This is a genomic window from Enterobacter cloacae complex sp. P16RS2 (genome assembly GCF_014982155.1).
GTDB classification, from domain to species: Bacteria; Pseudomonadota; Gammaproteobacteria; order Enterobacterales; family Enterobacteriaceae; genus Enterobacter; species Enterobacter cloacae_M.
This window is the reverse complement of record NZ_JADCKW010000009.1, coordinates 190664-212778: the sequence shown is the minus strand read 5'-3', so window position 1 is coordinate 212778 and position 22115 is coordinate 190664. Positions and strand designations below refer to the sequence as shown.

At 56.1% G+C, this 22115-nt stretch carries 24 protein-coding genes; 9 read left to right on the top strand and 15 right to left on the bottom strand.

Annotated elements, in window-relative coordinates; translation table 11 throughout:
• Positions 1-6: 6 nt before the first annotated feature.
• Positions 7-789 carry an MBL fold metallo-hydrolase gene (locus INF68_RS06045; protein ID WP_126786150.1) on the bottom strand — a complete coding sequence of 261 codons (783 nt, stop codon included), beginning with the start codon at positions 787-789 and terminating at the stop codon, positions 7-9.
• 125 nt (positions 790-914) lie between these two features.
• Here INF68_RS06045 and INF68_RS06040 point away from each other — a divergent pair, with 125 nt between their 5' ends.
• Positions 915-1055, top strand: a complete 141-nt coding sequence (locus INF68_RS06040) for a hypothetical protein (RefSeq protein WP_003857665.1) — start codon at positions 915-917, stop codon at positions 1053-1055.
• Between the two features lie 92 nt (positions 1056-1147).
• Here the strand turns inward: INF68_RS06040 and INF68_RS06035 are convergent, their stop codons facing one another.
• A complete protein-coding gene (locus INF68_RS06035) occupies positions 1148-1315 on the bottom strand; it encodes a hypothetical protein (RefSeq protein ID WP_032666818.1) in 168 nt (55 codons plus the stop codon).
• Between the two features lie 246 nt (positions 1316-1561).
• Between INF68_RS06035 and INF68_RS06030 the strand changes: the two genes are divergently transcribed.
• The 4 genes from INF68_RS06030 to INF68_RS06015 are packed head-to-tail and all read left to right on the top strand — an operon-like array spanning position 1562 to position 4656.
• A complete protein-coding gene (locus INF68_RS06030; protein ID WP_109844383.1) occupies positions 1562-2392 on the top strand; it encodes an ABC transporter substrate-binding protein in 831 nt (276 codons plus the stop codon).
• A gap of 2 nt (positions 2393-2394) precedes the next feature.
• Positions 2395-3210, top strand: coding sequence for an amino acid ABC transporter ATP-binding protein (locus INF68_RS06025; protein ID WP_126786152.1), 816 nt, complete (start codon positions 2395-2397; stop codon positions 3208-3210).
• Positions 3210-3986 carry an amino acid ABC transporter permease gene (locus INF68_RS06020; protein WP_126786153.1) on the top strand — a complete coding sequence of 259 codons (777 nt, stop codon included), beginning with the start codon at positions 3210-3212 and terminating at the stop codon, positions 3984-3986. Before INF68_RS06025 ends, INF68_RS06020 begins: the two co-directional genes overlap by 1 nt.
• Positions 3970-4656: an amino acid ABC transporter permease gene (locus INF68_RS06015; RefSeq protein WP_126786154.1), complete on the top strand. Its 687-nt coding sequence runs from the start codon at positions 3970-3972 to the stop codon at positions 4654-4656. The genes INF68_RS06020 and INF68_RS06015 overlap by 17 nt, the downstream gene beginning before the upstream one ends.
• Here the strand turns inward: INF68_RS06015 and fumD are convergent.
• The 4 genes from fumD to INF68_RS05995 form a co-directional block, all read right to left on the bottom strand.
• Positions 4637-4846: a fumarate hydratase FumD gene (gene fumD / locus INF68_RS06010; protein WP_008500615.1), complete on the bottom strand. Its 210-nt coding sequence runs from the start codon at positions 4844-4846 to the stop codon at positions 4637-4639. The genes INF68_RS06015 and fumD overlap by 20 nt on opposite strands.
• A 110-nt stretch (positions 4847-4956) precedes the next feature.
• Entirely contained in the window at positions 4957-5769 is an 813-nt protein-coding gene (locus tag INF68_RS06005; protein ID WP_008500616.1) for a MetQ/NlpA family ABC transporter substrate-binding protein, read from the bottom strand.
• A gap of 27 nt (positions 5770-5796) precedes the next feature.
• Positions 5797-6465, bottom strand: coding sequence for a methionine ABC transporter permease (locus tag INF68_RS06000; RefSeq protein ID WP_008500617.1), 669 nt, complete (start codon positions 6463-6465; stop codon positions 5797-5799).
• On the bottom strand, positions 6458-7480 hold the full coding sequence (locus INF68_RS05995; protein WP_045910313.1) for a methionine ABC transporter ATP-binding protein: 1023 nt from the start codon (positions 7478-7480) through the stop codon (positions 6458-6460). The genes INF68_RS06000 and INF68_RS05995 overlap by 8 nt, the downstream gene beginning before the upstream one ends.
• Before the next feature lie 400 nt (positions 7481-7880).
• Between INF68_RS05995 and INF68_RS05990 the strand changes: the two genes are divergently transcribed.
• The 4 genes from INF68_RS05990 to lpp all read left to right on the top strand — a co-directional run bounded on the left by INF68_RS05990 (position 7881) and on the right by lpp (position 12753).
• Positions 7881-9251 (top strand): cystathionine beta-synthase, encoded by a 1371-nt coding sequence (locus tag INF68_RS05990; protein ID WP_126786155.1) that lies wholly within the window; start codon positions 7881-7883, stop codon positions 9249-9251.
• Positions 9252-9262: 11 nt separating this feature from the next.
• Entirely contained in the window at positions 9263-10408 is a 1146-nt protein-coding gene (locus tag INF68_RS05985; protein ID WP_126786230.1) for a PLP-dependent aspartate aminotransferase family protein, read from the top strand.
• 377 nt (positions 10409-10785) lie between these two features.
• Complete coding sequence (gene pykF, locus INF68_RS05980) at positions 10786-12207, top strand: pyruvate kinase PykF (protein WP_023311333.1); 1422 nt, start codon at positions 10786-10788, stop codon at positions 12205-12207.
• A 309-nt stretch (positions 12208-12516) separates the two neighbouring features.
• Positions 12517-12753 (top strand): murein lipoprotein Lpp, encoded by a 237-nt coding sequence (lpp, locus tag INF68_RS05975; protein WP_001082307.1) that lies wholly within the window; start codon positions 12517-12519, stop codon positions 12751-12753.
• 60 nt (positions 12754-12813) lie between these two features.
• Here the strand turns inward: lpp and INF68_RS05970 are convergent, their stop codons facing one another.
• The 9 genes from INF68_RS05970 to INF68_RS05930 form a co-directional block, all read right to left on the bottom strand.
• Positions 12814-13827: a L,D-transpeptidase family protein gene (locus tag INF68_RS05970; protein ID WP_126786156.1), complete on the bottom strand. Its 1014-nt coding sequence runs from the start codon at positions 13825-13827 to the stop codon at positions 12814-12816.
• A 97-nt stretch (positions 13828-13924) separates the two neighbouring features.
• A complete protein-coding gene (gene sufE / locus INF68_RS05965; protein ID WP_023311331.1) occupies positions 13925-14341 on the bottom strand; it encodes a cysteine desulfuration protein SufE in 417 nt (138 codons plus the stop codon).
• A 14-nt stretch (positions 14342-14355) separates the two neighbouring features.
• Positions 14356-15576 (bottom strand): cysteine desulfurase SufS, encoded by a 1221-nt coding sequence (sufS, locus tag INF68_RS05960; RefSeq protein ID WP_126786157.1) that lies wholly within the window; start codon positions 15574-15576, stop codon positions 14356-14358.
• The gene (sufD, locus tag INF68_RS05955) at positions 15573-16844 is read right to left on the bottom strand and encodes a Fe-S cluster assembly protein SufD (RefSeq protein ID WP_126786158.1); all 1272 of its coding nucleotides are present in this window, start codon (positions 16842-16844) and stop codon (positions 15573-15575) included. Before sufD ends, sufS begins: the two co-directional genes overlap by 4 nt.
• The gene (gene sufC / locus INF68_RS05950) at positions 16819-17565 is read right to left on the bottom strand and encodes a Fe-S cluster assembly ATPase SufC (protein ID WP_014831592.1); all 747 of its coding nucleotides are present in this window, start codon (positions 17563-17565) and stop codon (positions 16819-16821) included. The genes sufD and sufC overlap by 26 nt, the downstream gene beginning before the upstream one ends.
• Positions 17566-17574: 9 nt before the next feature.
• A complete protein-coding gene (gene sufB, locus INF68_RS05945; RefSeq protein ID WP_126786159.1) occupies positions 17575-19065 on the bottom strand; it encodes a Fe-S cluster assembly protein SufB in 1491 nt (496 codons plus the stop codon).
• An 8-nt stretch (positions 19066-19073) separates the two neighbouring features.
• Positions 19074-19442, bottom strand: coding sequence for a Fe-S cluster assembly scaffold SufA (sufA, locus tag INF68_RS05940; protein ID WP_008500631.1), 369 nt, complete (start codon positions 19440-19442; stop codon positions 19074-19076).
• 313 nt (positions 19443-19755) lie between these two features.
• Complete coding sequence (locus tag INF68_RS05935; RefSeq protein WP_023311326.1) at positions 19756-20484, bottom strand: MerR family transcriptional regulator; 729 nt, start codon at positions 20482-20484, stop codon at positions 19756-19758.
• 188 nt (positions 20485-20672) lie between these two features.
• Positions 20673-21893, bottom strand: coding sequence for a diguanylate phosphodiesterase (locus tag INF68_RS05930; protein ID WP_023311325.1), 1221 nt, complete (start codon positions 21891-21893; stop codon positions 20673-20675).
• Positions 21894-22115: the final 222 nt, after the last annotated feature.

Sequence of the window (22115 nt, the reverse complement as noted above, 5' to 3'; positions counted from 1 at the left end):
CGTGGTTTACTTCAGACAAGCAATATATTTCTGGCCCGACCGCTGCACAATCTCGTCCGCACTGGCCTGGATGTTCTGCCCTTCGAACGCGCCGTAAAGACGTTCAAAGGTTTTGCCTTCGAGATGACTCACCACCGACGCCACGGCGCGGGCCGGCAGCGGAAGATAATTCGGGTAGCTCCACATAAACGAGACGGCGTCTTTACCCGGCGTGACCTGCAGAATATCGCCAACCAGCAATACCCCGTCCCCCTCCTGCCAGTGCAGCACCGTTCCCCCGGCAAAATGCCCACCCAGACGCAGCAGGGTAACCGACGGGAAAATATCCAGCGCATCCCCCTCCCAGAAATGAATGGCCGGGCTGTCGCGCATGACCCACTCTTTGTCGCTGGCGTGCAGATACACCGGCGCATCAAACGCCGCAGCCCACTCCTGCATGGTGGTGTAATAGTGCGGATGTGAAATAGCAATCGCGCTGATGCCGCCGAGGGCGGTAACGAGCGCTTTGGTTGCGGGGTCGAGGTTGGCGATGCAGTCCCAGAGGATATTGCCGTGGGGCGTTTGCAGGAACAGCGCCCGCTGGTTTATCGCAAACGCGGGCACCGTTTTGATCCCAAACAGCCGCGGCTCCAGCTGCTGCCATTTATTGCTATGGGTGGCGGTGACGGTGTCGAGATCGGTCCATGCCTGGCCCGTGGCGGGCACGTACTGGCGCTCATCCTCGCAAATCGGGCATCTGTCCGGCTGCATATCGTAGGCGGTTCCACAGGTTTTACAGAGTGTAATCATGTGCTCTCCTCAGCGATAAAGCACTGAGTATGGCAGGGATTATCCTTATGTGCTGCGAGGTACATTGCTGGCTTTTTTTGCCCTATACTGTGCCAGTATCGAAAACTGAACAGAGCAGGTGCAACATGGAAATTGATCTCGATAACTTAGTGTTTAACGGTCTGGATGAAGCAGAAGAGCGTAATGCGGAACGTCTGGACGACGCGGATAAAAAAGCGCAGGCGATTGTCGCCGACGACGACTGCGGCGACGCCTGCAAGATCTAATAAAAAAGCACCGGGAAGCCGGTGCTTTTTTATTTCACTCGTTAAACGTCACGCACACTTCGTTCCAGTAGGTTTCGCGCGTGCGGCGCAGTTCAGCGTGGCGTTTTATCATGGAACCACTCCGGGTCAATGTTGGCAACGTCGACGCCATACAGGCTGGCGACAGGCAGGATCGACTCAAGAACACGTTGCGCGCTGTTCTCCGCATTCGCTGGCCGGGCCGCAAAAAACCGCCGTAACGTGCTGATCCATTTTTTCATCGTCTTACCCTCTCTCGCCGTATCTGCCTTCAGTTAAGCACCCCAATCCCGTGCAGGGGAAATACCAAAATCCACTGTCGATGTGCAGGATCTGCAAATAGCACCCTCGTCCTTTTCACTCTTCATTAACACCTTGTTCACTAATGCTTTTTTGCTCATAGCAAAGAACGATTTCTTATTTGGCGATAGCTTTCCCTTATGGGAGCGTAACGGGGTAAAACAAAAACAACGGGATGGCGAATGACTATGGCAGCAAAAATGAAAGGGTTTAAAAAACGGACGCTGGCTCTGGGCGTAGTGGCAGCCTGGGGCCTGCTTTCAGCGCAGGCGCAGGCCGATCGGCTGGCGGATATTAAGGCAGCAGGGGTGGTGAAAGTGGCCACGTTTGATGCCAACCCGCCGTTTGGCTCGATTGATGCCAAAACGCATGAGATCGTGGGTTACGACGTGGACTTCGCCAAAGCGCTGGCAAAATCGCTCGGCGTGAAGCTTGAACTGGTTGCCACCAATCCGGCTAACCGTATTCCGCTGCTGCAGTCCGGTAAAGCCGATCTGATCGTGGCGGATATCACCATCACCCCGGAACGCGCGCAGGTGATTGACTTCTCGACGCCTTACTTTGTCACCGGCCAGCAGTTCCTCGTGCCGGCTAAATCACCGGACAAGCTTGATGACTATAGCCGGGCGCGCATTGGCGCAGTCAAAGGCACAACAGGCGAGCAGGCGCTGCACCAGCGTTTCCCGCAGTCACGCGTGCTCTCTTATGACGATATTCCGCTGGCGCTGACGGCACTGCGCAACGGTAACGTACAGGCCATCACCCAGGACAGCACCATTCTGGCCGGTCTGCTGGCGCAGGCGCCGGATAAAGCGAACTTTAAAATCCTGCCCGACCTGCTCAGCAAAGAAGAGATTGGCGTTGGGGTGAAAAAAGGCGAAACGGCGCTGCTGAAGGCCGTTAACGACGAGCTGGTTAACCTCGAGAAGACCGGTCAGGCAGCAAAAATCTACGATGTCTGGTTTGGCCCAAACACGCCTTCCCCACAGCCTCGCGCCTTTAAAATAGAAGCCAGATAATTATGCTCTCAGGTTTATTTTCACACTCCGCGGCCGGTGCCGCGGATTTTTCACATCTGGAACAGGCCAGCGTCGAGTTTCGTCACGTGGACAAACGCTACGGTGACCATCAGGTTTTAAACGACATTAACCTCACCATCACGCCCGGTGAAGTGGTCGCCATCCTCGGCCCGTCGGGTTCCGGTAAATCCACCCTGATTCGTCTCATCAACCAGCTTGAAACCCTGAGCGGCGGAGAGATTCTGGTCGACAACAAGCCTACCGGAAAGCTCTCCGGTACCGGGCTGCGCCAGCTGCGAAGCCGCGTGGGGTTTGTGTTCCAGCAGTTCAATCTTTACGCCCACCTCACTGCCAGCCAGAACATTACCCTGGCGCTGGAGCACGTTCACGGCTGGAAGCCGCAGCCCGCACGGGAGCGCGCGCTGGCCCTGCTGGAGAAGGTCGGGATGCTGGAAAAAGCCCACCATTTCCCGGCAGAACTTTCCGGTGGACAGCAGCAGCGCGTCGCGATTGCCCGCGCCCTGGCCTCTTCACCGCAAATCATTCTGTTCGATGAACCCACCTCCGCGCTGGATCCGGAGATGATTGGTGAAGTGCTGTACGTGATGAAAGCCCTCGCCCACAGCGGGATCACGATGATCGTGGTGACCCACGAGATGCAGTTTGCCCGGGAAATTGCCGACCGGATTGTCTTTATCGACGGCGGGCAAATTCTGGAAACCGCGCCGCCGGCACAGTTTTTCAGCCAGCCGTCGCATCCGCGCGCGCAGCGGTTCCTGCAAAAGGTGCTCAACCCGCTGCATCAGGAGCATCTGTAATGCCCGCGCTCGACTGGCAGGGGGTACTGACCGGACAGCCTCTGCAGTGGATACTCTCCGGATTCCTCACCACCCTGTGGGTGACGCTGGCGGGGATCGTGCTGGCCAGCCTGCTCGCACTGCTCTTTATGCTCCTGCGCCTTTCCGGGGGACACGTCGGGAAAGCGATCGTCAGCGGCTGGGTATCACTCTTTCGCAATACCCCGCTGCTGGTGCAGCTACTGTTCTGGTATTTTGCCGCCTGGAACGGGCTGCCGCAGGCGTTTCGTGACGCGGTCAACGCCGATCACAGCTGGTCGATTCTGCCCGGCGACGTCTGGTGGTTTACGCCCGAATTTTTATGCTCTGCCTGGGGGCTGGGCGTTTTTACCTCGGCGTTTTTAATCGAAGAGGTGGAAGCAGGATTGCGTTCCGTGCCCGCCGGGCAGCGGGAGGCGGCGCTCGCCCAGGGATTCTCCACGTGGCGCTTGTTTCGCTTCATCCTTCTGCCGCAGGGCCTGGCTAACGCCTGGCAGCCCGTTGTGGGCCAGTATCTCAACCTCATGAAGCTCTCCTCGCTCGCCAGCGGGATTGGCTTCGCCGAGCTCACCTACCAGGTCAGGCAAATCGAAAGCTTTAACGCGCACGCGCTGGAGGCATTTACCCTCGGTACCGCTCTCTATCTGCTGACCGGTCTGGTCATGGGAATGGTGCTGGTCCGCCTTGGGCCGCAGGCGAAACGTAAACGCCCAGGCGTCGCCACCACAGGGAGTGAAAAACATGATTGCCGGACTTAATGTCATCAGCGATAACCTCGATTATCTGCTGTGGGGACGCGCGGCAGCCGGTGAACCGGGAGGCGTACTGCTTTCGTTAATGATGGCAGCAGGCGCTGCGGTTATCGCTCTGCCCGGAGGGATACTGCTCGCGTGCCTGGCCTGGCGCTTTACCGGGCTCGTGCGAAAGGTCCTCTTTTTATGGGCAGAGCTGATTCGCGGGATCCCGCTCATCTTCGTGATTTTCTGGATGTGGTATCTCCTGCCGCTCATGACCGGGGGCGATCTGCCCGGGGCGCTGACCGTCACGCTGGCGCTGGCCTGGTTTACGGCGGCCACCGTGATGCACTCGGTGCTGGCCGGGCTGAGCGCGCTGCCGACCGGGCAGTACGAGGCCGCGCTGTCACAGGGATTCAGCACGCGGCAAACCCTGTGGCGCGTGCTTCTGCCGCAGGCGCTGAGGAATATTCTGCCGTCGCTGGTGGGGATTTTTATTAGCCTGCTGAAGGATACGTCGCTGGCGTTTATCGTGAACGTACCGGAGCTGACCACGGTGGCGGGACAGGTCAACAACCGGGTGCAAATCTACCCGGCGGCCATTTTTATCTTTACGGGCGTGGTCTACTACCTGCTCTGCTGCTCGCTCGAGCAGCTTGCGAAACGCTGGCGCATTACCCGGCCAGCGCTTTAACCACCGTTTCCATCGCTTCGGTTGTCAATTCACTGCGTTTAACGCGCTGGTTCGCCAGCGCGGTACGCAGGACTCCGGCAATGACAATATGCTTTGGCTCCTGCCCTAAATCACGCATCTCAAGCACGACCTTCCCGACCACCCGGCACATCTCCTGATACAGCGCTTCATCTTTGGTCACGTTACCCATCGTCATCACTCCATTGCCTGTTAAACGTTGAGCTTAAATGATTCTCCAGCCGGATACAAAAAAGAAGCCCGGCGAGAGACTCGCCGGGCTTCATCTGTAAAATCAGTAAATTAGTTGTTTACTGGGATGACCGCGCCTTTGTACTTGGTGCGGATCCAATCCTGAATCTCTTTCGAGTGCAGCACGTTCACCAGCGCAACGATGTCTTTCTTCTTCTCGTCACCGCGATGCACGGTAATGATGTTGGCGTACGGGTTGTTTTCACCGCTCTCTACCGCAATCGGGTCGTGAACCGGATCCAGACCCGCGTCAATCGCGTAGTTGGCGTTGATCACTACCGCATCGCCTTCGTTGTTGTTGTACATCTGCGGCAGCAGAGAGGCTTCCACGTTCGGCGTGAACTTCAGCTTTTTCGGGTTCTCAACGATGTCGCTGATGCGCGCGGTCACTTTATCGATGCCCGGCTTCAGCTTGATCACGCCCTCTTTCTCGAAGATGGAGAGAATACGCCCCTCTTCAGAAACCGCATCACGCATGATGATCTTGCCACCTTCAGGCAAGTCTTTCAGCGACTTGTATTTTTTGGAGTAGATGCCGATTGGCTCAATGTGGATCGCGCCCGCACTGACGAAATCGTAGTCTTTATCGCCCGCATGATCCTTCAGCACGCTGTTCAGGTAAGGAATGTGCTGGAAATAGTTCGCGTCGATGTCATGACCCGCCAGCGCGGTGTTCGGCAGAATGTAGTCCTGGAACGGTTTGATCTCCAGGTCGATACCCTGCTTCGCCAGAATTGGCTTTGCCTGCTCCAGAATTTCGGCGTGCGGCGTGTTGGATGCGCCCACGGTCAGGGTGTCGGCCCAGGAGGCGAAGCTCAGGGCGCTCAGAGTTGCGGCGGCGATCAGTGTCAGTGTCTTTTTCATGATGTGGTTCCTGTGTGTTATTAGAGATTATCTTTTGTCTAACAGTGAAGTAATGACATCGCCGCAGAACTGGATAATGAAAACGATGATCAGAATGGTCACCGTTGCCACCAGCGTGACGTCACCATGGTTGCGCTGGAATCCTTCCAGATAAGCCAGATTTCCCAAACCACCGGCGCCAATCACCCCCGCCATTGCGCTGTAGCTCACCAGCGCAATCAGCGTCACCGTAATACCTGATACCAGTGCGGGTGATGATTCCGGCAGTAAAACCCGAAACACTAACGTGCTCAGTCGTGCGCCCATCGAGCGCGTTGCTTCGATGACGCCTTTATCCACTTCACGCAGGGCGATCTCCACCAGGCGTGCGTAGAACGGTGCCGCGCCCACAATCAGCGCCGGCAGCGCCGCGTTGGCGCCAAGAATGGTGCCGACGACGGTCTTGGTGAACGGGATCAGCAGGACAATCAAAATGATGAACGGAATAGAGCGGAACACGTTCACCACAATCGAAATCACGCTGTAAACCGTGCGGTTATGGAACAGACCGCCGCGCGCGGTTAAAAACAGCGCCAGACCCAGCACGATGCCCAGCACAAAGGTCGCCACGCCGGACAGCGCGGTCATGTACAGCGTCTCAAGCGTCGCCGCCCAGAGCTGATCCCACTTGAGATGCGGAAAGAGATTCTCAGCCATGTTTAATCACCTCGCCTTCAATATCGCTGTGCTGCAGGTCGGCGAGGATATTGTTCAGTTGTTCGTCAGATGCCACGACGTGCACCCAGAGTTGACCAAACACGCCGTGAGCGGTTTGGGTCATTTTTCCGTGCAGGATGTTAAACGGCAGGCCGTAGCGCAGCGTCAGTTCGCCCACAATCGGCTTATGCGTGCTGTGCCCGGTAAAGGTCAGCCTGATGACCGTCCCTTCCAGATCGTTTGCCAGTTCGGTATTGAACGTTTCTTCTTCAGCGTACTGGCTCACCTGACGCACAAACTGCTGCGTAATCGGCTGCTGCGGATGGGTAAAGACGCTCAGCACGTCTCCCTCTTCCACCACCTTACCGTTCTCCATTACCGCCACGCGGTCGCAGATTTTGCGCACCACGTGCATCTCGTGCGTGATCAGCACGATGGTCAGCTTAAAGCGGCGGTTAATATCCAGCAGCAGATCGAGGATCTGATCGGTGGTCTGCGGGTCAAGCGCGGAGGTGGCTTCATCGCAGAGCAGCACATCCGGGCGATTAGCCAGCGCACGCGCAATACCCACGCGCTGCTTTTGACCACCGCTCAGCTGCGACGGATAGGCATGCTCGCGGCCTTTCAGGCCAACGAGTTCAATAAGCTCGGCCACGCGGGCCTTAATTTCGGCTTTCGGTACGCCGGCAATTTGCATCGAGAACGCAATATTCTCGCTGACCGTGCGCGACCACAGCAGGTTAAAGTGCTGAAACACCATGCTGATCTTCAGACGCGCCTGGCGCAGCGCTTCACCTTTTGCGGCAGAAATGTTCTGCCCGTTGATGGTTACGCTGCCGCTGCTCGGTTTTTCCAGCCCGTTGAGCAGGCGGATAAGCGTGCTTTTACCTGCGCCGCTGTAACCAATGATCCCGTATATCTGTCCCTGTGCTATCGTCAAATTGACGTTATCAACGGCTGTGAGTGCCACCTTTCCGTTGTCAAAAACCTTCGAAATATTGCTCAGTACAATCATTCTTATTCGTTATCCGTGCCGCCCGTGGCGGTTTAGCAGTATGGATGTCCAAACGATAGTAAACAGCCGTTACCAGCTTTTAAATGAACAAAAAAGAATGTGTTATAACTTTCCGAAATAAACAGCGGATTTACCGGGTGGGAAGCATTTAGACCAATTTCAGCAATGATTATCTGCCGGATGCATATCTGCTGGCGGACGGGCGCAAAAAACGGTCATTTTTGCAGCATTTTATCCCGATATAGCCATCCTCACATCCAGACAACTTTACGTCTTGCTGTCCTGCCATCCAGAAATGGCATTTATATTCCTTTCTGTTCTAAACGGCAGTGAATGGTTCTTTATTGAGAAAATTTCACCGCCCTATCATCCCGTCATGACATCCAGAAAGGAAAACATCATGACGATTTATCACTCCGTCACCGAACTGATTGGCCGTACCCCGCTTATCCAGCTGCACAAGCTTGATACCGGCCCCTGCTCGCTGTTCCTGAAGCTGGAAAACCAGAATCCGGGCGGCTCTATTAAGGATCGCGTTGCGCTGTCGATGATTAACGAAGCGGAGCGTACCGGCCAGCTGCAGCCGGGCGGCACGATTATTGAGGCGACGGCGGGGAATACCGGTCTCGGCCTGGCCCTGATTGCCGCCCAGAAAGGCTACTCGCTGATCCTGGTGGTGCCGGACAAAATGAGCCGCGAGAAGATTTTCCACCTGCGCGCGCTGGGTGCCCAGGTGGTGCTGACCCGCTCCGACGTCAACAAGGGCCACCCTGCCTACTACCAGGATTACGCCCAGCGCCTGGCCAACGAGCTGCCCGGCGCGTTTTACATCGACCAGTTCAATAACGAGGCCAACCCGCTGGCGCACCGCACAACCACGGCGCCGGAACTGTATGAACAGCTTGACGGCCGGATCGACGCCATCGTCGTGGGCGTCGGCTCAGGCGGCACGCTGGGCGGCCTGCAGGCGTGGTTCGCCGAGCACTCTCCGCATACTGAATTTGTCCTGGCAGACCCGGCCGGATCCGTTCTGGCCGACCAGGTGGAAACCGGACGCTACCACGACGCGGGCTCCTGGCTGGTTGAAGGTATTGGCGAAGACTTTATTCCGCCGCTGGCCCACATTGAAGGGGTGAATCGCGCCTGGCGCATCACCGACCGAGAGGCCTTCACCACCGCGCGCGATCTGCTGAAAACGGAAGGCATTCTGGCGGGCTCCTCCAGCGGCACGCTGCTGGCGGCCGCGCTGAAGTATTGCCAGGCGCAGACCGCGCCGAAACGCGTGGTGACCTTCGCCTGCGACAGCGGCAATAAGTATCTCTCGAAGATGTTTAACGACGACTGGATGCGACAGCAGGGGCTCATCACGCGTCCTCAGGCCGGCGACCTCTCCGACTACATCGCCCTGCGTCACGATGAAGGCGCCACCGTCACCGCGGTCCCGGACGACACGCTTTCCACCGTACTGGCACGCATGCGCCTGTATGACATCTCCCAGCTGCCGGTGCTGGAGAACGGCAAGGTGGTGGGCATTATCGACGAGTGGGATCTTCTGCGGCATATCGGCGGCGACGGCGACCGCTTCGCGCTTCCGGTGACGGCAGCCATGACGCGCCAGGTGGAGTTCCTTGATAAACACGCCCCGGAAAGCGCCCTGAACGCCATCTTCGACCGCGGTCTGGTGGCAGTGATTAATGACAACGACCGTTTTCTCGGTCTGATTACGCGCAGCGACGTTCTGACCGCCTGGCGCAACCGTCTTCAGCAATAAAGGAATCGATGATGAAAAACCTGGCTACCCTGAGCGTACACAGCGGCGAGTTCAACGACCAGCACGGCGCCGTCATGCCGCCGATTTACGCCACCTCGACGTTTGCGCAACCGTCACCCGGCGAGCATACCGGCTATGAATATTCCCGCAGCGGCAACCCTACACGCCATGCGCTGGAAACCGCCATCGCCGAACTGGAAGGCGGCACGCGCGGCTACGCCTTCGCCTCCGGTCTGGCGGCCATCTCCACGGTGCTCGAACTGCTGGACAAAGACAGCCATATCGTCGCCATTGATGACGTTTACGGTGGGACGTACCGCCTGATCGAAAACGTGCGCAAGCGCAGCACCGGCCTGCAGGTCAGCTGGGTTAAACCGGACGACTTAGCCGGTCTTGAGGACGCCATCCGCCCGGATACGCGTATGGTGTGGGTCGAAACGCCAACCAATCCGCTGCTGAAGCTGGCGGATCTGGCGGCCATTGCGGCGATCGCCCGCCGTCATAACGTCATCAGCGTGGCGGACAACACCTTCGCGTCGCCGGTGATCCACCGTCCGCTGGAGTCGGGTTTCGATATCGTGGTGCACTCCGCCACCAAATACCTGAACGGCCACTCTGACGTGGTGGCCGGGCTGGCGATTGTCGGGGACAACAGGGAACTGGCGGATAAGCTGGGCTATCTGCAAAACGCGGTGGGCGGCGTACTTGATCCGTTCAGCAGCTTCCTGACCCTGCGCGGTATTCGCACGCTTGCGTTGAGGGTAGAAAAGCACAGCACCAACGCGCTTACGATTGCGCAATGGCTGGATCAGCATCCTCTGGTCGAAAAGGTTTTCTATCCCGGCCTGGAATCGCATCCGCAATATCAGCTTGCCCGCACGCAGATGGCCCTGCCCGGTGGGATGATTTCCGTCGTGGTAAAAGGGGATGCGCAACGCGCCACCGAGGTGATTCGCAACCTGAAACTGTTCACCCTCGCGGAAAGCCTCGGCGGTGTGGAAAGTCTGGTGAGCCAGCCTTACAGCATGACGCACGCCTCGATTCCGCTGGAGCAACGCCTGGCAAACGGCATTGTGCCGCAGCTGATCCGTCTGTCGGTCGGGATTGAAGATCCCAAAGACCTGATTGCCGACCTCAGCCAGGCGCTGCAAAAATAAGCAAAACGCGGCAGGTCAATCACCTGCCGCCATAAGTTGTCATCATGGCTTAACGCCTTGATAACAATATTATGTGAAACTGCACAGATTATTTCTGAAACACCGTTTCCATTTTCCTTTTATCTTAAAATCAGCGTATAATGCGCGCCTAATCCCTGGTGAATGGTTTCAGCGCTTGGAATACAAAAAACAACGTACAACTTCTCCCCTCCTTAGTTGGGCTGTCACTCAGGCACACTTTCTTCTGCACGCTCATTTGATGTCTCCTATCCTTAGTGCGTGTCATATACTCTTTTGCAACACAGGTTTGACTCCGCGGCGGTGCGCCCCCGGAGCGAGATTTCCATATCCTTCCCAACTTAAAGACTAAGACTGTCATGAAAAAGACGAAAATTGTTTGTACTATCGGCCCGAAAACCGAATCTGAAGAGATGCTGACCAAAATGCTGGACGCCGGCATGAACGTGATGCGTCTGAACTTCTCCCACGGTGATTACGCAGAACACGGTCAGCGTATCCAGAACTTGCGCAACGTGATGAGCAAGACCGGTAAAAAAGCTGCCATCCTGCTGGACACCAAAGGTCCAGAAATCCGTACCATCAAACTGGAAGGCGGTAACGACGTCTCTCTGAAAGCGGGCCAGACCTTCACCTTCACCACTGACAAATCCGTTGTCGGCAACAGCGAAATCGTTGCAGTGACCTATGAAGGCTTCACCAACGACCTGTCCGTCGGTAACACCGTGCTGGTAGACGATGGTCTGATCGGTATGGAAGTCACCGCTATCGAAGGCAACAAGGTTATCTGTAAAGTGCTGAACAACGGCGACCTGGGCGAAAACAAAGGCGTTAACCTGCCGGGCGTTTCTATCGCACTGCCTGCGCTGGCTGAAAAAGACAAACAGGACCTGATCTTCGGTTGCGAACAAGGCGTTGACTTTGTTGCGGCCTCCTTCATCCGTAAGCGCTCAGACGTGGTTGAAATTCGTGAGCACCTGAAAGCGCACGGCGGCGAGAAGATCCAGATTATCTCCAAAATTGAAAACCAGGAAGGCCTGAACAACTTCGACGAAATCCTCGAAGCGTCTGACGGCATCATGGTTGCACGTGGCGACCTGGGCGTTGAAATCCCGGTTGAAGAAGTGATCTTCGCGCAGAAGATGATGATCGAGAAATGCGTTCGTGCGCGCAAAGTGGTTATCACCGCAACACAGATGCTGGACTCCATGATCAAAAACCCACGCCCAACCCGTGCAGAAGCAGGCGACGTGGCTAACGCCATCCTCGACGGTACTGATGCCGTTATGCTGTCTGGCGAATCCGCGAAGGGTAAATACCCGCTGGAAGCAGTGACCATCATGGCTACCATCTGCGAACGTACCGACCGCGTAATGAAAAGCCGTCTGGACTACAACAACGACAGCCGCAAGCTGCGCATCACCGAAGCGGTTTGCCGCGGTGCAGTAGAAACGGCTGAGAAACTGGAAGCACCACTGATCGTGGTTGCCACCCAGGGCGGTAAATCAGCTCGCGCGGTGCGTAAATACTTCCCGGATGCAACTATCCTGGCGCTGACTACCAACGAAACCACGGCTCGTCAGCTGGTGCTGAGCAAAGGCGTGATCCCTCACCTGGTGAAAGAGATCGCGTCTACGGATGATTTCTACCGTCTGGGTAAAGAAGTAGCTCTGGAGCTGGTGGATCGTGGTCTGGCACAGAAAGGTGACGTTGTGGTCATGGTTTCTGGCGCGCTGGTACCAAGCGGAACCACCAATACCGCATCTGTTCACGTGCTGTAATAATTCCCGAACGAATTAATTTTGATAAAAAGCGCCCTCCGGGCGCTTTTTTTATTCCTGGCATTAGCCAAAGTCATTCAAATTGCAAATCGGGTTTCTCTATTTAATTGCGAATTATCTAAGATGAATCCGATGATAAATGCCTTTTTTTCCTTAGATTTTTGCTCAAAAAGGGCTGATTCGATGCTTCTTTGAGCGAACGATCAAAAATAGGTGTATTCCCATCAAAAAAATATTCTCAACCCAAAAAACTTTGTGTAATACTTGTAACGCTACATGGAGATTAACTCAATCTAGAGGGTATTAATAATGAATCGTACTAAACTGGTACTGGGCGCGGTAATCCTGGGTTCTACTCTGCTGGCTGGTTGCTCCAGCAACGCTAAAATCGATCAGCTGTCTTCTGACGTTCAGACTCTGAACGCTAAAGTTGACCAGCTGAGCAACGACGTGAACGCAATGCGTTCCGACGTTCAGGCTGCTAAAGACGACGCAGCTCGCGCTAACCAGCGTCTGGACAACCAGGCTACTAAATACCGTAAGTAATAGTACCTGTTAATAAAATGGCGCACATTGTGCGCCATTTTTTTTGCCTGAGTCAAACGGCTACTGCGTCACCTTCTCCCCTTCATCTTCCGCTACCGCAGCAGACACCCGGCTGTTCTGCACCGACAATACGCTATTGCTGGCTGAAGGACCGCTCCCTGACGACACGATAACCGGGATGCCCGCACGACGTGCCAGGGCTTTCTCAATCAGCGCCTTATCGCTTCCCGCCTGTGAAACAAAAGTCGCAAAGTCGGCGGAGTGGGTAATGGGCGAGACCTGCGGATTTTCCCCCTCAACCTGCGCCAGCGGGCGATGGACCTCAATATAGCGTTTACCGTCCGGCTCCACGGAGAACTTCACGGGTTCATTAATAATCTGTACCCGCGTGCCAACCCGCACCTGTTCGAACAGCGCTTTGATATCCGGGGCGTTCATCCGCATACAGCCGGAGCTGACCCGCAGGCCCACGCTGTCCGGCGCGCTGGTGCCGTGGATGAGATATTCCCCGTTGCCCACGCCTAAACGCAGTGCAAAGCGCCCCAGCGGGTTGTTTGGCCCGGCAGGTACCACCGGAGGTAATTTAATTCCCTGCTCCAGAGAGCGGGCTCTAATGCCCGGCGTGGGTGTCCAGGTGGGATTCGGGATTTTCTGGCTTACCCGCGTGGTCGTGACCGGTGTTTCCAGCCCCAGCTGTCCGATGCCGAGCGGGAAGACCTGAACGATATTTTCTCCCGGCGGGAAGTAGTAGAGCCGCAGCTCTGCGAGGTTCACCACAATCCCCTCGCGCGGCGTGTCCGGCAGCAGCATCTGCGACGGAATGGTAATGACGGTTCCCGGCGCAGGGTTTACTGGCGCAATGGTATTGTTTGTTTCCAGGATCACCTGCGCCGCGGTATTAAACCGACGGGCGATGGTCTGCAGCTTATTATCCCCTTCCTGTATCGTGTAGGTTTGATTCTGCCCAATCAGGCGACTGCCTGCGGGCGGCAACGGATAGTCCATCGCGCGGGCCGAATTAAGTGCGCCGAGCGAACTGAGGAGTAATAGAGTTATTAGAGACGCGCGCTTCATGCTGAGATTCCTTATTCACTGGCAGGACGCCAGAAAGCTGAAAAACCAGCGAGGCGGGAACCACCTCGCGAAACAGAATGAATGCTGTTCTGTAAGTCTAGCTAAGGATTGCAGCTTTGGCGCGGATCGCGCGAATCATCGCTTCCAGTCCCTGGGAACGAGACGGGGTGAGGTGTTGGGTCAGGGCCATTTTTTCAAACCACGGGCGGACATCAAACGCGACAATATCCTGCGCCGACATCCGGTGGTAAAGAATAAAGACGACCGCAATAAGCCCTTTTACAATGGCCGCATCGCTGTCGCCGTGCAGTGCTATCGTGCCGTCGTCAGACTGTTCCATCACAATCCACACCTGGCTCTGACAGCCCTGAATACTGTTTTCCGGGTTATGCGCCTCTTCACCGAGCGGCGGCAAACGCTGCCCCAGCTCGATGATATAAAGGTACTTCTCTTCCCAGTTTGCGCAACGCCCAAAGTTGCGCAGCAATTTGTCTCTGTCCGGCAGTTCTGCCATCTTTTGCCTCTCCGTTAGCCCAGCAGCTGGTGAATGCGCTTAAGCCCCGCCGCCAGCCTGTCGACCTCTTCCGTTGTGTTGTACATCACCAGCGACGCGCGGCACATTGCCGGCACCTGGTAAAACGCCATCAGCGGCATGGCGCAGTGGTGCCCGGTACGGACTGCCACGCCGTAGTTATCGAGGAAACTGCCCACGTCATAGGCGTGATGTTTCCCGAGATTAAACGCGATCACCCCTTGCCGGTCGGCAGGCCCGTAGAGGGTCAGATCCGGCACGCTGGCAAGCTCGGCAAGCGCATAGTGCATCAGCAGCTGTTCGTACTCCTGAATGCTATCAAGGCCGATTGCGGAGACGTAGGAAACCGCCGCCCCCAGCCCGATAATCCCGCCGGTGTTGGGCGTACCCGCCTCAAAACGCCACGGCGCGCGCGCGTAGGTCGTGCCTTCGGTCAGGCTGACGGTGGCGATCATCGAGCCGCCCCCTTCCCACGGCGGCATCGCCTGCAGAATGTCTTCCTTCACGTAGAGCACGCCGATCCCGGTCGGCCCATAGAGCTTGTGGCCTGAGAAGACGTAGAAATCGCAGTCCAGCGCCTGAACGTCAACCGCGTGGTGCATTACCGCCTGGGCGCCGTCAATCAGCACCTTCGCGCCGGCCTGATGGGCTTTTTCGACAATCTCTGCCACCGGGTTTTCAGTCCCGAGCACGTTAGAGACCTGGGTGACCGCCACCAGCCGCGTGCGGTCATCCAGCAATGCGTCGAGCTGCTCGAGCTGCAGCGTCCCGTCAACGTTCAGCGGAATGACCCGCAATTGCGCGCCAACGCGCTCGCAGAGCATCTGCCACGGCACGATATTGGCGTGGTGCTCCATCTGGGTGATAATAATGTTATCCCCCGCGTGGACCTGCGCGTTGCCCCAGCTGTTGGCGACAAGGTTGATTCCTTCGGTGGTTCCGCGCACGAAGACCAGCTCCTCAGGCGATTTTGCATTGAGGAAGGCGGCAATTTGCGTGCGCACGTTTTCCATACGCTGGGTCGCCTCGGCGCTCAGGGTATGAATACCGCGATGCACGGCGGCGTAGCCGTGGCGATAAAACTCGGCTTCCGCATCCACGACTGGGTTCGGCTTCTGCGCGCTGGCCGCGCTGTCCAGATAGGCCAGAGGAAGACCGTTCACTTCACGGGTCAGAACCGGAAAATCTGCCCGCACTTTCTCGACGGGAAAACTCATGCTTCGCCTCCAGGCAGACGCTGACCGATACGCGCCAGCACCTGCTGTTTCAACTGACCATCGTTCAGCGCTTCCGTCAGTTCGGCGGCAAACGCATAGATAATCATTTTCTGCGCCGCCTGCTGGTCGATGCCGCGGGAACGCAGGTAGAACATCTGCTCGTCGTCGATGCGCCCGACCGTTGCACCGTGGCTGCACTTCACGTCGTCGGCGTAGATCTCCAGCTGCGGTTTGGTGTCCACCTCCGCCAGGCGCCCTAACAGCAGATTGTTGTTGGTCATCTGCCCGTCGGTTTTAATGGCGTGCTGCGCCACGTTAATCAGGCCGTTAAACACCGCGCGACCTCTGTCACTCACGATGGTTTTGTGCAGCTGGCGGCTGTTGCAGTAGCCCTTGTTGTGCTCCAGCCAGGTGCGCGTGTCGCACACCTCTGATTTAACCGGCATCGCCAGGCTGTTGATGCGCAGCGTGGTGTTTTCACCGTTAAGCTGCGTGCTGGTGTTGTGGCGCAGCACCGACCCGCCGAGCAGGAAGCTATGGCTGTAGGCTGCGGCATCTTGCCCAAGTAAAATGTCGTTATGGGCAAAGTGGTGGCTCTGCGGGTTCTCGAACGCCAGCTTGACGTGGTGAAGCTGGGCATTGGCGGCCACGTTCATCGTCAAACGCGAGCCGGTAAAGTGGCGCGTCTCGTTAAGGCTGACGTAATGTTCAATCACCGTGGCCTCAGCCCCCTCCGCCAGCTCAAGATGATGGCGATAGTGCGCGGTGTTGATTTCGTCGCCGTCCAGCCCCTGGGTGATGTGCATCAGCAGCAGCGGCTTTGCCGGACGCTGGTTACGCTTCACGCCGATATGCGTCACGCTGCGGGCCAGGCTCTCGGTCAGGTGCAGGAAAACCTCAGGCTGAACCGGGGCGCTCAGGGGCTGGCGATCGTCGTTTATCACAATATCAAATCCGCTCCCCTGAAGGGCGTCGCTCAGCTCCGGACGGAACTCACCGTCGACAAAAACCAGGCGCACGGCATCCACGTTTACGGCCAGCGCATCACGCTGCGCCGGGGTGAGATCCGCCAGACGGGTCACAAACTCGGCGTTCAGCAGGCCATCAAGCGGGGTATATTTCCAGTTCTCATGCTTACGCGTCGGCAGGCCGAGACGCAGCATCTGCTGCAGATGCTGCTGCGCCTGCTCAGAGCGCGTGCCGCCCTGGGCTTCAAACAGCCGGTGCCACTGCTGGAGCGCATTACTGCTGTTCGGTAAGCCAGCCATAACCCTGCTCCTCCAGTTGTTTAACCAGCGTGAAATCTCCGGATTTCACAATACGCCCCTGGTAAAGCACATGGACGTAATCCGGCTTGATGTAGTCCAGAATGCGCTGGTAGTGGGTGACGATAATGAATGAACGCTTGCCGTCGCGCAGGGAGTTAACTCCGTCAGCGACAATCTTCAGGGCGTCGATATCCAGACCGGAGTCGGTCTCATCCAGAATGCACAGCTCGGGCTCCAGAACGGCCATCTGCAGAATGTCATTACGCTTTTTCTCGCCCCCGGAAAAACCGACGTTCACCGAGCGGGTGAGCAAATCTTCCGGCATTTTCAGCAGCTTGATTTTCTCTTCCATTAAATCCTGGAAGTCGAAGCGGTCGAGCGCCTCCAGCCCCCGGTATTTTCGCACCGCGTTGAGCGCGGTTTGCAGGAAGAACTGGTTGCTGACGCCCGGAATTTCAACCGGGTATTGGAAGGCCATAAAGATGCCCTCTCCCGCACGGTCTTCCGGTGACATCTCCAGCAGATCTTTGCCGTTAAACTCCACCGAGCCGTGGGTTACCTCGTAATCTTCGCGCCCCGCCAGCGTCGCAGAAAGCGTACTTTTACCGGAACCGTTTGGCCCCATGATGGCGTGAACTTCACCCGGCTTAACGTCAAAATTGAGGCCACGCAGGATGGCTTTGTCTTCTACGCTAACCTGTAAATCTTTAATGCTTAACATGTGCTTTCCTTAACCGACGCTGTGTTCAAGACTAATGGCGAGGAGTTTCTGGGCTTCAACGGCAAATTCCAGCGGCAGTTCAGAGAACACGTCCTTACAGAAGCCGTTAACGATCATCGAGATGGCATCTTCTTCGCTGATCCCGCGCTGCAGGCAATAGAAGAGCTGATCTTCCCCAATCCGCGACGTCGTCGCCTCGTGCTCAAGCTGGGCCGTATTATTGCGGCACTCAACGTACGGGAAGGTATGCGCCCCGCAGTCTGCGCCGATCAGCATCGAATCACACTGGGTAAAGTTTCGCGCATTGGTGGCCGTCGGCATGATTTTCACCAGCCCGCGATAGCTGTTCTGACTGTGCCCGGCGGAAATGCCTTTCGAGATAATGGTCGACCTGGTGTTTTTACCTATGTGGATCATCTTGGTGCCGGTATCGGCCTGCTGGTGGCCGCTGGTCAGCGCCACGGAGTAAAACTCACCGATGGAGTTATCCCCGCGCAGAATGCAGCTCGGGTATTTCCAGGTGATGGCCGAGCCGGTTTCAGACTGAGTCCACGACATCTTGCTGTTTTCGCCTTCGCACAGCGCGCGCTTGGTGACGAAGTTCAGGATACCGCCGGTATTGCCGTCGCCCGGGAACCAGTTTTGCACCGTGGAGTATTTCACCTCGGCGTCTTTATGAATAATGACCTCCACCACCGCCGCGTGCAGCTGATAGCTGTCGCGGACTGGGGCGGAGCACCCTTCGATGTAGCTGACGTAGCTGCCTTCATCCGCGACCAGAATGGTGCGTTCGAACTGGCCGGTTTTTTCGGCATTAATACGGAAATAGGTGGATAGCTCCATCGGACAGCGCACGCCTTTCGGTACGTAAATAAAGGTACCGTCCGAGGCCACCGCCGCGTTAAGAGCCGCAAAGAAGTTATCGTTTGAAGGCACTACGGTCCCGATGTACTTTTTCACCAGTTCCGGATGATCTTGAATCGCTTCGCCGAAGGAGCAGAAAATGATCCCCTGCTCTGCCAGCTTCTCGCGGTAGGTGGTGGCCACCGAGACGGAGTCGAAAATGGCGTCCACCGCCACCTCTTTCCCTTCGCGAACGGGCACGCCAAGCTGGTTAAAGGCCTCTTCCACCTCTTTGCTGAGGAAGCTGTTTTCAGCGCCAGTTTGCTGTACCGCGCCGGGCTGCGAGGCGCAGGTATCGTCACAGCTGCCGCAGGAGGGCGCAGAATAGTAGCTGTAATCCTGATAGTTCAGCTTGTCATAGTGCGCTTTCAGCCAGTGCGGCTCTTCCATCTCCAGCCAGGCGCGGAAGGCGCTCAGGCGGAACTCCAGCATCCACTCCGGCTCGTTACGTTTCGCCGAGATCGCCCGCACGACATCTTCGTTAATGCCTTTCGCCAGCTCATCGGTCTGCAGCTGGGTGAAGAACCCCTCTTTATAGTTGAGGTGCCCACCGCTCCAGGTATTTACATCACTCGTTGCTTCAGTATTACGAGACATAGTACCGCCTATACCCCAAAGCTTTCGCCGCAGCCGCATTCGTTCTGGGCTTTCGGGTTATGAAATTTGAATAACTGGTTTAAGCCTTCGCGGACGTAGTCCACTTCGGTGCCGTCAATAAACGGCATGGCCTGCAGCGCGACGTACAGTTTCGCGCCGTCCGTCTCGAACACCAGGTCATCTTTCTCGGGTTCGGTGACGGTATCGAGCACGTAGCCGAAACCTGCGCAGCCGGTCTGTTTGACACCCAGGCGCACGCCGAGGATCTCGGGCTTTTTCGCCACCAGCTCGTGAATATGTGCCGCCGCCGCTGGCGTGAGCGTTAAGCCGCGCCAGGCGAAATCGGCAGGATTAAAGGTTTCTGAATGCAGTTCCATAGGTCCACCTCATCTGATAAGCCATCAGGGCATAACACCATGTTAGTGATAACGATTATCACTTCAACCCTCTGTCAGCAGGGGCATTAGGCTAAAGCGCCCTTTTTGCCTGGTTTTATTAAGCATAGACCCTGTGAGAGGATGCAGTCAGGATGGATGTATTTGTTCAATGCATTGATTAATAATGCATTTCGTCGCGGCATTCATAACGAAGAGAAGAAAAGTAAAATATGCATCGGAAATGCCTATTTTTGAGATAGATTTTGCACAGAAAATGCCAAAAACAAAAAAGGCCCTTAAGGCCTCTTAATACTCAATGATGAAATGCGACAGCAAATCCCTGTTCACGCCAGTGGTCGAGCTGTTCCTGCTGGCGAGGCGTTGGGGATTTCCCCGTCCAGACGAAGATTTTTTGCCCGGGGAACAGTTCAGGACGCGGCGAATCGATGGGTTCCGCCAGGACGTCAATGTGCCAGCCCTTCTGCGCCAGGCGCGCAGCTTCCAGCCACAGGTGGGTGCGGTCATCGCATTCCCAGCCAATCAACAGTGCGTCTTTACCGGCTTTCTTACGGGACTCCGCCAGGCTTGCAATCGCGAATTCAATCAGAACTCCGTCTAACAGGCTCGCCATATGACGCACGGTATTTTGGTCCTGGTTCATGCGCTGACGGACGGGAGAGATAATATTGTCTATCAGCGCGTCTATCGCGTGATCGCGGCGGAACTCGCCAATTTTGGCACGCAGCTTTGCCGGGCTGGCGTAACGCAGAACGGTCATCATCTCTTCCTGGAATGAAACCCAGTTGCCCTGCGTCAAAACTTCTTTGTTTTCCAGCAAGGCTTTGACTTTTCCGACCGAGACGCCGCTTTTCATCAGGCGTTTGATCTCTTCGATACGCAGGATATCTTCATCGTCAAACTGACGATGGCCCCCTTCGCTGCGCTGCGGCTTCAACAATCCATAACGGCGCTGCCAGGCACGCAGCGTAACGGGGTTGATACCGCATCGTTCGGCCACTTCGCCGATACTGTAATAGGCCATTAACTCCCTCACGCTCAGAACTTCCATACCTAACTGCACCAACCTTATCAGATTGTACACACTATTTGTATAACTAAGACCGCATTTTGAACCGATGAACGGGGTTCTTTTCCATCCACCTGTTAATACATTGTTGTATAAAATTTGCCGTTCGTACAGTTAACTCTGCCGGATTGTGTACAGCTTTATCAGAATTCGAACTTTTTCTCCGGCCACGCAATCGCGGGAATACCGCCGTGTCGCGGGCTGGCAAAAAGATGCCCCTGGAACTGGGATATTCCCGCTGACTCCAGCCACATCCACTCTTCAGCCTTCTCTACCCCCACCGCGCAGAACTGGATCTCAAGCGAGGCACAGCATTTGATAATCGCCTGGATAATGGCCTGTCGGGGACCACTTTTGTGCACGTTTGCGACCAGATCGCGATTAATCTTAATTCTGTCCGGCTGAAACTGAGCCAGCAGCTGCAACCCGGCAAATCCGGCACCAAAGTGATCGATCGTCACGCTGATGCCCGCGCTTTTTAACTGCCTGACCGAATCCGTGAATTCATCGAATCGGGAAATGGCTTCGCTCTCGGTAAACTCCACCACAATTTGCTCGGGTACAAACCCATTTGCTTCAATGGCGGTGAGCAGGAAATCCACGGCGTTGGGAATGTTGACCAGCGTCATCGGCAGCAGGTTAAGGGATAACGTCTGGTCCTGGAGCCCCAGCGCGCTGGCCATGGAGAGCGCAACCTGCTTGCTTTGTAAATCCGAGGCATACACGTCGTCACGCGGCAGACTGGCGAAGTAAACTCCCGGCGCGCCGCCGTCAGGCGTGCGGAGAAGCGCCTCCCAGGAGACGACCTGCTGCATAAACGGATCGACTATCGGCTGGAACGCGAAGCTGCAATCCGCCCCTTTCGCGACCACCTCGGGCTGTGCGGACAAGCGCGTCTCTTCGCGCACGAATTCCCAGGAATCCGCAGGAGGCAGTTCAAAATAGTTCGCTTTTTCCGTGGCCTCGACAAAGGTGCGGAAAAACTGCAGCGGGCGGTCGTTGTACGTCAGCTGATAGCGCGTCGTCCCCCTGTTGAGCACCTCTTGCAGCACCTCGTCCCTGTCGAAGTGGCGTAAATCAAAAAGCTCCATGCCCACGTTGCCAAAACGACGGACAGGTCCGTGATCGCGCATCAGCTCCACTACGTTGTGGTGGCGAGGGTCGTTGCAAATCTGCTCATAGATGGCAGAAACGTGTTCCACTGGCCCTTCAAGCAGCTGAAAAAAATGTGTGCCATTGAACAGCAGGATCCCCGTGATATTGGATTGCTGGTTTTTACTATTTGCAGCAGCAACCATGACTTCCAGCGCTTTCACTGGAACGTCCTCGCAGATATGACTGCGGTAAATGATGGTGGTGAGCATGCGATTCCTGGGGTTAGGGGTTTGGCCACAAAAGAGGTGGATAAGGTTCATTTATAGCACATTAATTGCCTGACAAATAATCTACATCTCAATCATTTACGGCAGTTAATATGGCCTTTTTTCTCAACTGTACAACTTACCAGCGGCCGCGCTTTTTGTACAATATATCCTGCATAGCTACCGCACCCCACTCAACACCTAACAAAATGAAAAATAAATAAT

Coding starts and splice junctions, on each gene's coding strand:
- INF68_RS06045 (WP_126786150.1), bottom strand. CDS start 789: ATGATTACACTCTGTAAAACCTGTGGAACCGCCTACGATATGCAGCCG.
- INF68_RS06040 (WP_003857665.1), top strand. CDS start 915: ATGGAAATTGATCTCGATAACTTAGTGTTTAACGGTCTGGATGAAGCA.
- INF68_RS06035 (WP_032666818.1), bottom strand. CDS start 1,315: ATGAAAAAATGGATCAGCACGTTACGGCGGTTTTTTGCGGCCCGGCCA.
- INF68_RS06030 (WP_109844383.1), top strand. CDS start 1,562: ATGGCAGCAAAAATGAAAGGGTTTAAAAAACGGACGCTGGCTCTGGGC.
- INF68_RS06025 (WP_126786152.1), top strand. CDS start 2,395: ATGCTCTCAGGTTTATTTTCACACTCCGCGGCCGGTGCCGCGGATTTT.
- INF68_RS06020 (WP_126786153.1), top strand. CDS start 3,210: ATGCCCGCGCTCGACTGGCAGGGGGTACTGACCGGACAGCCTCTGCAG.
- INF68_RS06015 (WP_126786154.1), top strand. CDS start 3,970: ATGATTGCCGGACTTAATGTCATCAGCGATAACCTCGATTATCTGCTG.
- fumD (WP_008500615.1), bottom strand. CDS start 4,846: ATGGGTAACGTGACCAAAGATGAAGCGCTGTATCAGGAGATGTGCCGG.
- INF68_RS06005 (WP_008500616.1), bottom strand. CDS start 5,769: ATGAAAAAGACACTGACACTGATCGCCGCCGCAACTCTGAGCGCCCTG.
- INF68_RS06000 (WP_008500617.1), bottom strand. CDS start 6,465: ATGGCTGAGAATCTCTTTCCGCATCTCAAGTGGGATCAGCTCTGGGCG.
- INF68_RS05995 (WP_045910313.1), bottom strand. CDS start 7,480: ATGATTGTACTGAGCAATATTTCGAAGGTTTTTGACAACGGAAAGGTG.
- INF68_RS05990 (WP_126786155.1), top strand. CDS start 7,881: ATGACGATTTATCACTCCGTCACCGAACTGATTGGCCGTACCCCGCTT.
- INF68_RS05985 (WP_126786230.1), top strand. CDS start 9,263: ATGAAAAACCTGGCTACCCTGAGCGTACACAGCGGCGAGTTCAACGAC.
- pykF (WP_023311333.1), top strand. CDS start 10,786: ATGAAAAAGACGAAAATTGTTTGTACTATCGGCCCGAAAACCGAATCT.
- lpp (WP_001082307.1), top strand. CDS start 12,517: ATGAATCGTACTAAACTGGTACTGGGCGCGGTAATCCTGGGTTCTACT.
- INF68_RS05970 (WP_126786156.1), bottom strand. CDS start 13,827: ATGAAGCGCGCGTCTCTAATAACTCTATTACTCCTCAGTTCGCTCGGC.
- sufE (WP_023311331.1), bottom strand. CDS start 14,341: ATGGCAGAACTGCCGGACAGAGACAAATTGCTGCGCAACTTTGGGCGT.
- sufS (WP_126786157.1), bottom strand. CDS start 15,576: ATGAGTTTTCCCGTCGAGAAAGTGCGGGCAGATTTTCCGGTTCTGACC.
- sufD (WP_126786158.1), bottom strand. CDS start 16,844: ATGGCTGGCTTACCGAACAGCAGTAATGCGCTCCAGCAGTGGCACCGG.
- sufC (WP_014831592.1), bottom strand. CDS start 17,565: ATGTTAAGCATTAAAGATTTACAGGTTAGCGTAGAAGACAAAGCCATC.
- sufB (WP_126786159.1), bottom strand. CDS start 19,065: ATGTCTCGTAATACTGAAGCAACGAGTGATGTAAATACCTGGAGCGGT.
- sufA (WP_008500631.1), bottom strand. CDS start 19,442: ATGGAACTGCATTCAGAAACCTTTAATCCTGCCGATTTCGCCTGGCGC.
- INF68_RS05935 (WP_023311326.1), bottom strand. CDS start 20,484: ATGGCCTATTACAGTATCGGCGAAGTGGCCGAACGATGCGGTATCAAC.
- INF68_RS05930 (WP_023311325.1), bottom strand. CDS start 21,893: ATGCTCACCACCATCATTTACCGCAGTCATATCTGCGAGGACGTTCCA.